We start from the raw sequence: 12,133 nt of genomic DNA, 5'->3' as shown, positions 1-12,133 counted from the left end.
CACCCCTCTCGGCCAAGCTGTCCAGTTCCTTCCTGGCGCGGCCGGACACCGGCGTGCGAGAAGGCGGGTCCTCCGACAGGCCGAGCGTCCGCCTCGGTCTCGCGATCGGTCGCGGCAGTCACGCGACCGCCCACTGCAACCCGAGTTCGGCCAGGTGGCGCGCTTAGGGGCGCTGAGCTTCGGGGATGTTGCCTGGCGCTAGTCGCGCTTCGTGCGGGTGGTGACGTAGCGCATGGAGGGGCCCCACTGCTCCATCACCGGTGCCAGGCACGACTGGCACAGGGGGCATCCGCCGTGGCCATACCTGCCTGCTGCGTCAGGAGCCGGCCAGTCCGTGAACGCCGCGACGGCGGCAGGGGGAGGCCCGACTGGGCCGGACATGCAGCGGGCCCCGGGGAAGACGTCCCCGGGGCCCGCTGTATGGAGTCGTACGGTTCAACGATGGTGCGACGCTGGCGTCACGCAGTGGCAGGCTGCGGTACTTCCAGGGCGTCGGGGCCCGTCCCGGCCCTGTACTGCGCCAGAGCCGCAAGGCCACGCTCGAAGGCTTCGATGGACAAGGGGTGCACCGATGCGTGCGTCAGTGGCCGCTTTGATCCGTGCCAAGGGGCCCGCACTTCCCAGTCGGCATCGGCGGCGGAGTGGTCAGCGCCGGGCTGGCTTGCCAGCGGGTGCGGGCGTGGGGCCCTCGGGATCAGGTGGGTGTGGGGTGGGTGTGCCAGCGGTTGCTGACCTGGTAGACGGCCTGGGTTCCGCCGATGGCGTGGCTGATGGCGCTGGCGTAGTCCGGGAGCTGGGGGATGGGTGATGCGGTCAGCTCGGTGATGAGGCGGTGGGCGGTGGCTGCTTCTGTGTCGCATAGGCGGCATGCTGCGGTGAAGGCCTCGGGGAGGGGCAGGTCGTGTTCCTGGGCCAGGATGAGCGGCAGGGTCTGGGGTGGGGTACCGAGCTGGTGTTGTTCCAGGGGGAAGGAGTACACGTCGTTGATCCACGCCCACAGTCGTGCCGTGCTGTGGATCAGCTGACTTACCGGTTCGCAGTGGTGGACTTGGTGGGGCAGGTCGAGGCCGGCGCTGGGCTCGATGAGGGTGGCGATGACGTGGCCGAAGAAGGTGTGGGGGCGCATGGCTTCGTACTCGGCGAGGCCGACGATGCGGCCGTGGGTGGTGGTCTCCCAGTAGGTGGCGGCGAAAGCCTGGTGGAGCCGGGCGGTGGTGCGGGCGACCTGGGTGGGGGTCATCAGGTCGTGCATCCGCCGGGTGAGATCGGTCAGCGCGCAGGTGAGCGGGGAGGGGGAGGCCGGGGGCGTGGTGCGGGTGTCAAGGACGTGGGTGAAGGAGGCGATGTGTGGGGCCAGTGTGGTGGCCGTGGCCTGGGGGGCTTCGACGTGGAGGTCGTCGAAGGCGCTGAGCCAGATACACAGGTCCGCGGCGAGGGCTAACAGGTCCTGGCCGGCGTCGGGGAAGAGGAATCCCGTACCGCTGCCCACCCGAGTGGCCTTCAGCCGGGTGCTCTCGTGGGCGTCATCGACGAGGCGGTGGTAGTCGAGCCAGGCCGCGGTGTGGTCGTCCGTCTCAGGGCCCAGGGGATTGGAACGGGCGGGGAACAGATGCCAGAACATGGTGGCCGGCCCCGTGGAACCGGAGCCGACAAAGGGGGTGCTCATGGTCGTCCTTCTCTCGCAGGGCATGGGGGACGGTCAGGTATCGCGAGGAGGTGCACCCCCGGCGCCTGCTTCATCCCGGGGGGCGCCGCCGCGGCAGGGACGCCTGCTCTAGCCGCAGACCGGCACGGATTCGGGGAGAGCGTGGTCGTCGCCGGTGACGGGGCAGCCGAACACGGAGGCGAAGGCCGCCAGTTCCCGGTGCACCCGGGGCGTGGGCCGCGCGCGGTCGAGGCTTTGTGCCGCGAGGTCCATGTGCTCCTCGATCGTCCGCAGCGCCCAGCCGCACCCCCCGCAGGACTCGACGAGCTCGGCGGCCTGCCGGATCTGGATGTCGCTGAGGGGCGTAGCCGAGCGGTAGAGGTCGGCGAGGCGGTCGCGGCCGGCACCTTGCGCGCGCAGTGCCGCCAGGAGCATGGGCGTCTTCTTGCGGCGGCGGATATCACTGCCGTGCACGCCGTCAGCCCAGTTGGCGGTGGGCCGGAGGTCTTCCAGATCGTCCTGGAGCTGGCAGGCGATGCCGAGGTGGTGGCCGTAGGCGGACAGGGCCTCGATCTGGTCGTCCGCGGCGCCTGCGCACAGGCCGCCCAGCTCGCAGGCGTAGCTCATCACCCGGCATGCCTTGGCCTCGACGACCGCCATGGACTCCTCCAGCGCTACGTCCGTGCGTTCTTCGAGGTCCATGTCCGCGACCTGCCCGGCGCCCATGATCTGGACGGTTCGTCCCATCAGGCCGATGGCCGCCGGGATCTTCGGGCCGCTCAGCTCGGACAGCAACTCGATGGCGAGGGCCAGCAGGGCGTTGCCGGTCTGAAGGGCTGCCGCGGTGCCGAATGCCGTCCACAGGGTCGGGCGGCCACGGCGGTGGCTGTCGCGGTCCATGATGTCGTCATGGATCAGGGTGTGGTTGCCCATCAGGCTCCATGCCGCGGCCGCCTCCACCGCCCCCTCCCACCCGTCACCGTTGACGTCGGCGGACAGCAGCACCAGCGTCGGCATCCGCAGACGCGACAACGAGCCCTCCGGGACCGCGCTACCGGAGCCGGCCCACCCGTAGTGGAACTCCGCGAAACCGCGCAGCGGCTCCGGAAGCCTGCCCACGGCAGCCCGAAGGGCCGGGTCGAGCACCGCGCGGGCGGCGACGAGGATCTCCTCGGGCGTCCGCCCCGGACCAGCAGGACTCATCAGCATCAGCGCCTCCCGCTTTACTGGAGTTCGTCGGTGCACCATTGGCGGGCCGTCGGTCGGTGCCCGCGGGTTGGTCAGATCACGTCCCGGCATCGAGGCCGGGCCCTTTCGCTCTTGTGGATGGATTGCTGCAGCAGCCGCTGCCGGGCGGTAGCCGCAGGCGGCCGTCTCCTGCCGTGTGGCGGGGATCGCGGCGGCCGGGGCCGCGCAGCGTCCCTTGCCCTGCCAGGCGTTGCGGCCTTCCCTGATGGTGATGGCCACGCGGCCCGTGTCGGTCACGGGCGGTCTTCTTTCACGGTGTTGTTGTGCTCGTCAGCCGTGCCGTCTGTGAGCCAGGCGGGTCCGATCTCGGAGATCTGGTGGCCGTTGGGGTAGGTGGCCAGGGCCGGGCGGTGGGGACGGTTGTCCGGGCGCGGCGGCAGCACCCGCAGGATGCGGCCGCGCGTACGCACCAGCCAGGTGGCCAGGCGCCGGTCGCGCTCAGACGGGAGGGGCAGGCCGACGGCATGCAGGAGGGCGTCGTCGAGGATGGCCAGGGAGAAGCGGCGCATCACCGGCTTGAGCGGGCCGCGCAGCGACTTGGGGAGCATGTCCGCGGTGATCGCCATGGCTGCTTCGGCCAGGCGCCGGCTGCTGCTGGTGACGGCGAAATGCCGGCGCTCGTAGGACTGAGCGAACTGGTCGAAGTCGGCGAAGGTCGCCGGGACGTCTTTGATGCCCATGAGCTGGGCCAGGCGCCTGCCGTAGTGGGTCAGTGCCCGCTGCTCGTGCAGGGTCAGCCGGCGCCAACCGAACCGGTTGATCCACCGTACTGGCACGACGATGAACAGCGCGATGATGTAGGTGTGGTCGTCGTTGCTGATGACGTAGCGCCGGTGCATCTGGTTCATGCGCCGCAGATAGGCCCGCCCTTCGGGGCTCTCGAGGCCCATGCGGCCCATCTCATACATGATCAGCAGGGTGTCGTCCGTGCGCTTTTGGGTGTGGCCGACAATCTCGCCGGTCTCGTCCAGTAGGGCGCTGATGGACGGGATCGCAAAGGTGCGGAAGAACGCCAGGGCCACCGACTGCCAGTAATCCCACGGGAACTCGTACGCGGTGACCAACCGGAAGATCTCCTCGTAGTCCCGCTCCGGATCCAAACCCTGAATACGGCGAAGCCGGTCGAAACGCCGCTGCGTACCAGCCGCAGACGAACTGGCTCGCTTCCGCACCCAGAGTTCGCTGGCCATGGCCTTCCCCCCGTCGCTGCATATCGCGAAGCGCGATTCCTGACGTACGTACAGTCGCAGTCGGTCGCCGCGACCACGCCCCGCCTGGGCCGGCGATCATCCGATCCGGGGACACCTGGTTTATCGGCGTCGCCTGCCCAACCACCGCCGCGCGGGCGGCCGTCAGGGGCCTGTCTCAGACGGTCGAAGTGGGAGATTCGCGTGCCAGCACGGGGACCTCGGTGATCCAGCCATCGGCGTTGGACAGGTTGATGGCGGGCCGCGGTGAACCGGTGCTGCAGGAACGACCGTCCAGCCCGCGGTAGCGGACCGGGTGCACGTGAGGTGCGCGCCGGGGTCGCTGGCATCAGGGCGCAATGCGGCGGCGCTACAACGGGCCCACCGAGGACCGGGCAGTCACGGTGGTGGACGTCCCGTTCTACGAGCCGGAGTGGGGCGTGAAGGTCACGTACCTACGGATATACCGCTAGGACCCGCTGTCCTGTGCCACCGATCGACCGTGCACAGAGTGGCACGCCCGTGCGGGTACCGCCGCCCGCGGCGGCGGCCCCCGTCCGTCGTCGCCCTACTCGACGCCGCTCTGCTCGACGCTGGTGACTTGGATGTTGTCCGCGCTGGTGTTGCCTTCAGAGAGGACAGACAACGGGATGCGCTTGACGTTGACCAAATTGAGGACGTCGGTGGCGTGTGCCGGGGCGGTGGCTGCCAGCAGGGCGCAGCTCGCAGCAGCCACGGTCAGGATGCGGGAGGTGATCATCATGACCTGTGTAACGACCGGCTGCCTACAGCTGACAAGCCAAGCAGCTCCGATCAGACATTCGGTCATTCATCCAGGCAAGCTACTTCGCGCAAAGGGTGCATGCGTAGCCACCCCGATGGACATGCACGTCACGGCAACCGGATCGCTGACCCCGCCTTCAAGGCGGCGAAGGCTGGCACCAGCGCGAGTACCTCATCACATTCAGCAACGGCTCTCTGAAGCAGTCCTTCGGGGTCGCCGCCATCGACGCCAACAACTGGACCTCTGCATCGCACAACTGCGCTCAGGGGCCCGAACTTGATCAGAAGGAAGTGAGTCAGAAGACATGATCGGTGACCTTCAGCGGCGCAACATCAACGCGGCCTTCGACACACTGGACGTAACGGGCGACGACCACATCGACCAGGACGACTTCCGCGTGCGGGTCGACCGTTTGCGGACGCTGCGCCCGGACATGGACGAAAAGCTTGCCTGTGAACTCCGGGATACCTTCGACGCCTGGTGGGAGATCATCCGCCGCGCCGCCGACAGCGACGGAGACGGCCGCGTGACCCGCGAGGAATTCACCGCGGCGATCGACGCCGGGCTGGAGGAGGACCCCGCCTACATCGACCAGATGGTGCGGGTCGCCCAGGCGGTCGCCGATGCCGCCGACCGGGACGGAGACGGGATGCTCGACCGAAGCGAGCTCGACCTGATCTACAAGGCCTTCGACGTCGACGTGGACTTCAGCGAGGAGACCTTCCGGCGCCTCGACCGTGACGGCGACGGACTGTTCAGCACCACCGAGTGGGCCCAGACGGTACGGGACATGTTCAGCTCCACCGATCGCGCCACGGCCGCAGCGATCGCATTCGGCCCGGTGCCCAAGTAGGGCCTGTCCGACGGGTCGTGTGACAGGCCTAGCGATGGATCGCCCGTCCCGTGTGAGTTCGGGGTGCTTGTCGGATGGTCGTCACTACACATGCGCAAGGCCGTTATCAGCGCATGAACACCACCAAGCGTGCACTTGCGACCCTCGCCCTCGCCGGGGCCACACTGACCATCACAGGCACGGCCCACGCTTCCGGCATCCTGGGACTCGGAGACACTGGAGGAAACAACCGCGACGAGTCGCTTAACCAGTCCGTCAACGTCATCGGGGATTCCTTCATGAACGGCGGAGTGAACGTCTTTGCCCCCCAGTCGACGACTGGCGGCATCGACGGCGTCGGTATGCCGCACCTGCGGTAGTTAGGGACTGTCCGGCAGATCACTAACGGGATCCACAGCTGGACCGCGGCGATGGTGACCGTGCCGTGCCGTGAAAGACGAACGCTCTTTCGTCGTACAGGGTTGCCACGGCCCGGAAGCCCTTGAGCGCTGCGTGGCCGGCTCAACTCCGTTCCTCTGGTGAAGAGCGCCCGGTCGAACCCGGCGGGGCGACCGCCTCGGCTGCAACGCCACTGACGGTTGGCCTGCTGGGCCTTCGTTCGGGAATAGGGTGCCGAATCTGCCGTGCCCACAGGTAGAGGCAGTTCCGAAGAGAGCTGAAGCCGGAGCGGAGATGCCATAGGCCCCGGGGGGAAAGGCGTCCCCGGGGCCTGGCGTATGGAGTCATGCGGTTCAACGACGATGCGGTGCTCGAGTAAGGAACGCGATCACCTCCACAAGATCCTCGAACGCGAACTGTGGGTCTTCGGCGAAGAGTTCAACATGCTGCGCAGCAGCGAGATCGGCCTTACCCGCATGCTGGAACACCACCGGCGCGCTGTCGGCTGGGACCCGACCTGACCTTCTACGTCGGGACCCGCCCCTGGAACCAGGTTCTCGGAGCCGAAGCGCGAGTGTTGTTCTTCCTCGCCTACAGCAGGGCCCTGCTATTCCTGGCCAGGGACCTGGGGGACGACTGCCCGTACCCGGGACTCCTCATGCTCGACAACCCCTTCCAGCAGGGAATCGCAAGCGACGTCGTTCACGAAGTTCTCCGTGACATTGCCGATGCCGCCCAAGCCACCGGCGCACAGGTAATTTCCACGCAAGCCGTACCAGTGCCACGTCTCTCCCCTGGCATCGAACAGATCACTATGCCGAACACCTACATCGGCGAACCCGAGAGCTGACGGCCACATCTGGACAAGGAGGGGCCGGCCGCCAGGCGCTCCACGACCGGCTTCCTCCTGCCCTGTCTTACGCCCACTCGACACCCAGTTCCCGTAGTGCGTCCAGCTGTTCCTGGGTGAGTTTGCCCCGCCTCGCCCGGGTGTTGGAGACCCACACACCCAGCTTCACGGCCACCCGCTCGGCCTCGCCGTCGACCGCGATCTGTTCGCTGTGGCCCCTTGGCACCGGCCGGTGGGCGCCTTCCCGTTCCACCCACTGCGCGAGCGCTGCAAGACCGCGCTGGAACGCCTGCTGCGTTTTGCCCGGGCCCTTCGCCGCCGTACCGCCGACTGCTGCCGCGGGGGCGGCAGCCGGCGCCATGAGCGGCTTGATGCCCAGTGTGGGGAGCCGTTCCATCTGTTCGGGCAGGAGCCGTGTCCAGCTGCCGGGCTGGGCCTGTTGCTGGAGCCATTTGCCGATGTCGTCGCCGTCCATCAGTACGCCGGGCGCGATGTCAGGCAGAACCCCGTCGGCATCAACCAGGTCCGCCAGGACGCGGTAGTGCCGCTGCCAGTCCAGCGGCCACGGGCAGTTCCAGTCCGGGTCAATCTCCGTCAGCTGCGCGGCGCGCTCCGCCGCCCGCTCCGGGTCCTTACCCAAGCCGTTCTTCGCGCCCTTGCGCCGGAGGTTGGCGATGTGCTGGCCGATGGGCACCATCGCCTCGCCCTCGCCCCAGACCGCGTCCTGACGCGGCGCGAGATGGCCGGCGGCTCGCCGGTAGGACCGGAGCGCGGCGAGTTTGTTCTCCCACGCCTCTTCGCCGGGCTCCCAGACCATTGCGGCCTCCGGCGCGTCCAGCAGCACCTTGCGCCGCTCCTCCAGCTCTCCGGCCCGCAGTGCCTTGCGCTGCTGGTGCACCCACCGCCCGAGGCGGAAGTCCTTCGTGACGCCGACCTCGGTCTCGGCGTCGTACGGCGTCGCCGTGGTGGCCGAACGCCTCGTACGAAACTGGCGTATACCCACCGGCGAGTACGGTGCGGAATGGGGCCAGGCAACACACGTGCGGGCCACGATCGAGAGGTTCCGCGCCACCGTGAAGAAGCCCGGCGGCCTCTGGACAGGCGCCGAGTGACCTGAAGTTCCGCTACGTCTACTTCCCCGCCCCAGGCCGACTGAGACGAGCACGCCTGGGCGGGTCCTGGAAGGGACGGCACAGGGGCATCCTTCGCGGGGCTGGGCGGCGGCACCTGTTGGAACGGGGCCGCACCGCAGCTGGACGGTTGCGATGCTGGTCTGCGCCTGTGACCTCCGGGCAGTGATCATCGTTGATCCGATCATGACGAAGCAGAGCATCCTCACCACGGCCGGTCTCGCTGTCGGCACGGTCCTCTTTGCCGCCGTACCAGCACACGCTGGACTCCTCGACGGCACGCTCAACAACCCTTCCGTCCTTGCCAACGTCGAGGCGCTGAACACGGCCACCAACAGCGACTCGCAGGGCATTCAGGACAACAACGCCAACACCCGCGCCGACGGCAACAAGAACAACGCCACAGGCCAGCACATCTAGCGCGTCCTGGGCAAGTGCTCACCGTCCGGGCTCCCCTACGCGGTGTCCGGCGGCTGCGGGCCCTCACCGGCAGCGGCTCGGGAGTGCGGTCTTGTGCTCGTAATACTTGCGTGGCCGTGGCCGTGTCCGGATTCCTCGTACGGGCCCTGTTCAGGTGGACAGGGCCTGTACGAGGTTTTCGAGGATCAGTGGTGCGGGGCGTTGGGCACCGGAGTCTTGAGCGGTTGCCGCGGTTCGGCCCGCAGCAGTAGCCGCTTGGGGTGAAGGGTGATGCCGATCTTGGTGGTGGTGTCGGTGCCGGGGCCGGGCTGCAGGCGCCACCGTGCGCTCACCGTGGCCAGGATGATGGTGAGCTCGGCCAAGGCGAAGTGGTCCCCGGGGCACTGGCGGTTGCCGGTGCCGAAGGGCATCATCGCCAGCTTGGGCACGGTGGCGGCCCGATCGGGGGTCCAGCGGTCGGGATCGAAGTCCAGGTGACGTGCGAAGGAGCGGGGGTCGCGCTGCATGGCGTAGGGGCTGTAGGCGATGTCGCTGTGTGCCGGGATGCGGTAGGGGCCCAGGTCGGTGGTGGCAGCAGATCGGCGGGTGAAGATCCAGGCTGCCGGGCGCAGTCGCATCGCCTCGGTGATGACGTTACGGGTGTGCGGCATCTGGTTGACGTCGGCGAAGGTGACCGGTCGGCCCGAGGTGACCGAGTACACCTCCTCCACCAAGCGCTTTTCCTGTTCGGGGTGTTCGGTCATCAGGTAGAGCGTCCAGGCAAGGGTGGAGGCCACGTTCTCCGCGCCGGCCACGACAAGGGAGACCATATGGTCGTGAATCTCGCCGTCGCTGAGGGGCCTGCCTGATTCGTCCTTGGCGGTGAGCAGGACCGCCAGCAGGTCGTGCCGTTGCTGCCGGGACGATCGACGTTCCGTGATGATCTCGTCGATGAGTTCGTGCAGCGTGGCAAGAGCGTGCTCAAAGCGCCGGTTGGCCGGCGTGGGCAGTCGGTACAACGCTCCCACTGACAGGATCATGCGCCGGTACAGTCCCTCGAACACCGTTTGCAGAGCCTCGCCGATCAGTTCGGCCTTCTCACCAAGGGAGTCGACTTCCAGCAGGGAACGCGCCACGATACGCACGGCCGTGTTGAAGAGCTCTGCGCTGATGTCGATGATGGCGCCCGGTCGCCAGCGTGTGGTCGTGGCCCGGGCCTCTTCCTCCATCACTGTTGCGTAGTGCGCGATGCGCTCCGGCTTGAACGCAGGTTGGATCATGCGGCGTTGACGGCGGTGCAGTGGCCCGTTGCTGGTGGCGACGCCATTGCCGAGCAGGACTTCAAGGGTGTCCCACAGGGGGCCGCCGACGATGTAGTCGGGGCTCTTCAGCAGGGAAGCGACCAGCTCGGGGGCGGTGGCGACATAGACGGTCTTGGGCCCCAGCCTGATCCGTACGAGATCGCCATGATCGCGCAGCCCGGCGAGGAATCCCAGTGGATCGCGCATCAGCTTCCACGTGTGTCCGAGGACCGGCAGGCCACCGGCGGCCAGCGGCGGGGTACCCGGCGGCTGTGCCGATGCGGAAGAGGCTTTGATCGGTTTGGTCGTCACTGCCGGCCTCCCGGTTCATCGATGTAGGGGGCTGTGGACGGGTCGTCCCAGCGGTCCACCCGATACCGTCCGGACTCGTGGTGGAACCAGTACACCGAGCTGAACCAATTGCGCATGTTGAACAGGCATGACCTGATCGCTGCGGCGTACCGGGCGCCTTGCGCGGTTGCATCGGCGACCTGGTCTGCTAGTTGCCGCACGGCCGGTTCGGTGGCCAAGAATGTGTCGACACACCGGCTGACGCGACGATGCACCTCGGCTACGGCCTCTTGCGTTGACAGTCCTTCGTGGCAGGCGAGGCTGATGCCGAGATTGTGCAGCTCGCCAGCTGCGAGTTCCTTACGGAGAGAGCACAGGTCGTTGTACCAGGCGGAGAAGTCCTGGGTCGCCAGTGCTGCGCGCTGGAACGCGTGGTCATTTCGGAGAGAGTTGGGAAGCTCGCACCCAGCGGTGGGCTCCAGGAGGTCGATCCACAGGCGGTGTGCGAAGGTCAGCCGCCGCAGCTCGATGTATTCGGCCACGGTGGGAACGGTTCGGTGTAGGCGGTTGCGGAATTCCTGGTCGTAGGCGTCCACAACTGGATGGAAGTGTTCGATGAAGCGGGCGTTCCAGGTGTCGGTGAGATGGGTGAAGATGCGCGCCAGGCAGTCCGCCAGTGCAGCGACCAGCGGGTCTGGGTGACGAAGGTGGTCGTGCGGCGCGTCCAGCACCCCGTGGAGCTGTGTACACAGCCGACGCCACGCTTCAAGCCTGCCGTGCACCACGTCACGGTCGTGCCGGTCGTCCCAGGCGAAGAACCAGGCGCTGAAGTCCGCGATCGCCGACAGCAGTTCGTCGGACGCGCCCAGGTAGTAGCCGGCCACCAGGTCCGTGTAGCGCAGCTCGTCGGCGAAATGTTCGACGGTGCGCGGCGACATGAGTTGCTGCTTGAGCAGCCACGTCCGGGTACGCACCTGCAGCTTGGGCCAGTACGGGTGGAGCCTGCGGGGGAAACCGATCTCGACGCGGGGAAGAGAAAGATCCCCTGAGACTGCTGGCGATGGCACTGCCGTCGGGCTGTCAGAGGACTGACGCGGCACGGGTGGGCCGGGGGCAGCTGTCGGTAGCTCAATCGTTCGGGCGTCCGGGCGCCGCGCCATCACTGCCTCTTTCCGTGTCCTGACGGTGACCGGCCGAGTGGGGATCTTTCTGATCTCGCTCCGTCGTTCCTCAGGGGAAGCGATCACATCGACTGGGTCGCTGTTCACGCCGCTTCCCTTCACCGCGACAGGACTGCGTCGTCCCCGAGGACTAGCGGCGGTCTGTGAGCAGATTTCGGGCTGGCGTCCAACCGGTCGGCACCAGCCCGGCGGCGTCAGACGTCCAAGCGCCCGAGGAACCAGTTGCCCGGCGCGTTGACGTCCTCGCTGAGCAGGTATTCCTGGATGCTTTGGCTCAGTTCTTGCCGGGTGATGTGACCGTCGCCGTCCCGGTCCAGGTGCTCGAAGGCATCGGCAATCTCTTCCTGCCCGAGAGAGGGGAAGGTCGCCCGGTAGAGGGCGAGGAACTCCGGCCGCGACAGCCGACCGTCCCGGTCGGAGTCTCCTGCTTCGACGAAGGCGTCCACTGCCACGCCCAGCGAGTCGGCGTACCCGTCGGGATCGGCCGAAAGACCGGTGACGGCGGTGACGTACTCCTTCATGCTGATCCGGCCGTCACCGTCGGAGTCCATGGGAGCAAGCAACACCTCCCACAGGCGGACGTAGGCGTCGTGAACACGCCGGGCATCCGCAGACTCGGCGGCAAAGCCCGAAGCGTCGGCCGCTGCGCGGGCCAGCGCCACGCAGTCGTCCCTACTGAGGTCTCCATCGCTGTTGCGGTCCAGCAGATCGAAGCACCGGGCGATCTTCCGCTCCAGGAACGTGTTGCTCATCGCACGCCTTTCGTGTCGGGGACATCACCGGCAACATCCCCTGCGAGAAACACAAAGACACCAAAGGTGGCGCTTACGGCATTCCGAACATTCGATCATGGTGCTCCCCATGCGAGGGTCTAGCCGAGGCCCGG

At 67.5% G+C, this 12,133-nt stretch carries 12 protein-coding genes and 1 pseudogene; 5 read left to right on the top strand and 8 right to left on the bottom strand.

Annotation, left to right across the window (positions count from 1 at the left end):
* Nucleotides 1–694 precede the first annotated feature (694 nt).
* The 4 genes from OHT51_RS00315 to OHT51_RS00300 all read right to left on the bottom strand — a co-directional run bounded on the left by OHT51_RS00315 (nt 695) and on the right by OHT51_RS00300 (nt 4,843).
* Nucleotides 695–1,666 carry a terpene synthase family protein gene (locus OHT51_RS00315; RefSeq protein ID WP_328876841.1) on the bottom strand — a complete coding sequence of 324 codons (972 nt, stop codon included), beginning with the start codon at nt 1,664–1,666 and terminating at the stop codon, nt 695–697.
* A 108-nt stretch (nt 1,667–1,774) separates the two neighbouring features.
* The gene (locus tag OHT51_RS00310) at nt 1,775–3,130 is read right to left on the bottom strand and encodes a polyprenyl synthetase family protein (RefSeq protein WP_328876840.1); all 1,356 of its coding nucleotides are present in this window, start codon (nt 3,128–3,130) and stop codon (nt 1,775–1,777) included.
* Nucleotides 3,127–4,083, bottom strand: a complete 957-nt coding sequence (locus OHT51_RS00305; protein ID WP_328876839.1) for an oxygenase MpaB family protein — start codon at nt 4,081–4,083, stop codon at nt 3,127–3,129. The genes OHT51_RS00310 and OHT51_RS00305 overlap by 4 nt, the downstream gene beginning before the upstream one ends.
* Before the next feature lie 565 nt (nt 4,084–4,648).
* Nucleotides 4,649–4,843, bottom strand: coding sequence for a hypothetical protein (locus tag OHT51_RS00300; RefSeq protein WP_328876838.1), 195 nt, complete (start codon nt 4,841–4,843; stop codon nt 4,649–4,651).
* Between the two features lie 325 nt (nt 4,844–5,168).
* On the opposite strand from OHT51_RS00300, the gene OHT51_RS00295 reads away from it, so the two are divergent.
* The 4 genes from OHT51_RS00295 to OHT51_RS00275 all read left to right on the top strand — a co-directional run bounded on the left by OHT51_RS00295 (nt 5,169) and on the right by OHT51_RS00275 (nt 6,945).
* Nucleotides 5,169–5,717: an EF-hand domain-containing protein gene (locus OHT51_RS00295; protein ID WP_328876837.1), complete on the top strand. Its 549-nt coding sequence runs from the start codon at nt 5,169–5,171 to the stop codon at nt 5,715–5,717.
* 113 nt (nt 5,718–5,830) lie between these two features.
* Nucleotides 5,831–6,076, top strand: coding sequence for a hypothetical protein (locus OHT51_RS00290; RefSeq protein ID WP_328884621.1), 246 nt, complete (start codon nt 5,831–5,833; stop codon nt 6,074–6,076).
* Nucleotides 6,077–6,457: 381 nt separating this feature from the next.
* A complete protein-coding gene (locus tag OHT51_RS00280; protein ID WP_328876836.1) occupies nt 6,458–6,616 on the top strand; it encodes a hypothetical protein in 159 nt (52 codons plus the stop codon).
* A gap of 137 nt (nt 6,617–6,753) precedes the next feature.
* Nucleotides 6,754–6,945 carry a hypothetical protein gene (locus OHT51_RS00275; protein ID WP_328876835.1) on the top strand — a complete coding sequence of 64 codons (192 nt, stop codon included), beginning with the start codon at nt 6,754–6,756 and terminating at the stop codon, nt 6,943–6,945.
* Nucleotides 6,946–7,012: 67 nt separating this feature from the next.
* On the opposite strand, the pseudogene OHT51_RS00270 reads toward OHT51_RS00275, so the two are convergent.
* Nucleotides 7,013–7,906, bottom strand: a pseudogene (locus tag OHT51_RS00270) (helicase associated domain-containing protein); the annotation flags it as partial.
* 355 nt (nt 7,907–8,261) lie between these two features.
* Here OHT51_RS00270 and OHT51_RS00265 point away from each other — a divergent pair.
* Nucleotides 8,262–8,495 (top strand): hypothetical protein, encoded by a 234-nt coding sequence (locus OHT51_RS00265; protein ID WP_328876834.1) that lies wholly within the window; start codon nt 8,262–8,264, stop codon nt 8,493–8,495.
* A 185-nt stretch (nt 8,496–8,680) separates the two neighbouring features.
* Here OHT51_RS00265 and OHT51_RS00260 read toward each other — a convergent pair whose 3' ends face one another.
* The 3 genes from OHT51_RS00260 to OHT51_RS00250 form a co-directional block, all read right to left on the bottom strand.
* Complete coding sequence (locus tag OHT51_RS00260) at nt 8,681–10,072, bottom strand: bifunctional albaflavenone monooxygenase/terpene synthase (protein WP_443052684.1); 1,392 nt, start codon at nt 10,070–10,072, stop codon at nt 8,681–8,683.
* 11 nt (nt 10,073–10,083) lie between these two features.
* Nucleotides 10,084–11,004, bottom strand: coding sequence for a terpene synthase family protein (locus OHT51_RS00255; RefSeq protein ID WP_328876832.1), 921 nt, complete (start codon nt 11,002–11,004; stop codon nt 10,084–10,086).
* Between the two features lie 437 nt (nt 11,005–11,441).
* Nucleotides 11,442–11,999 carry an EF-hand domain-containing protein gene (locus OHT51_RS00250; RefSeq protein ID WP_328876831.1) on the bottom strand — a complete coding sequence of 186 codons (558 nt, stop codon included), beginning with the start codon at nt 11,997–11,999 and terminating at the stop codon, nt 11,442–11,444.
* Nucleotides 12,000–12,133 lie beyond the last annotated feature (134 nt).

Origin of the sequence: Streptomyces sp. NBC_00299, assembly GCF_036173045.1 — a bacterium.
Taxonomy (GTDB): domain Bacteria; phylum Actinomycetota; class Actinomycetes; order Streptomycetales; family Streptomycetaceae; genus Streptomyces; species Streptomyces machairae.
This window is presented reverse-complemented; position numbering and strand designations above follow the sequence as displayed.

What these genes read in the sequence shown, in the direction of transcription:
- OHT51_RS00315 (WP_328876841.1), bottom strand. Translation starts at nt 1,666, where the DNA reads ATGAGCACCCCCTTTGTCGGCTCCGGTTCCACGGGGCCGGCCACCATG.
- OHT51_RS00305 (WP_328876839.1), bottom strand. Translation starts at nt 4,083, where the DNA reads ATGGCCAGCGAACTCTGGGTGCGGAAGCGAGCCAGTTCGTCTGCGGCT.
- OHT51_RS00300 (WP_328876838.1), bottom strand. Translation starts at nt 4,843, where the DNA reads ATGATGATCACCTCCCGCATCCTGACCGTGGCTGCTGCGAGCTGCGCC.
- OHT51_RS00295 (WP_328876837.1), top strand. Translation starts at nt 5,169, where the DNA reads ATGATCGGTGACCTTCAGCGGCGCAACATCAACGCGGCCTTCGACACA.
- OHT51_RS00290 (WP_328884621.1), top strand. Translation starts at nt 5,831, where the DNA reads ATGAACACCACCAAGCGTGCACTTGCGACCCTCGCCCTCGCCGGGGCC.
- OHT51_RS00280 (WP_328876836.1), top strand. Translation starts at nt 6,458, where the DNA reads ATGCGGTGCTCGAGTAAGGAACGCGATCACCTCCACAAGATCCTCGAA.
- OHT51_RS00275 (WP_328876835.1), top strand. Translation starts at nt 6,754, where the DNA reads ATGCTCGACAACCCCTTCCAGCAGGGAATCGCAAGCGACGTCGTTCAC.
- OHT51_RS00265 (WP_328876834.1), top strand. Translation starts at nt 8,262, where the DNA reads ATGACGAAGCAGAGCATCCTCACCACGGCCGGTCTCGCTGTCGGCACG.
- OHT51_RS00255 (WP_328876832.1), bottom strand. Translation starts at nt 11,004, where the DNA reads ATGTCGCCGCGCACCGTCGAACATTTCGCCGACGAGCTGCGCTACACG.
- OHT51_RS00250 (WP_328876831.1), bottom strand. Translation starts at nt 11,999, where the DNA reads ATGAGCAACACGTTCCTGGAGCGGAAGATCGCCCGGTGCTTCGATCTG.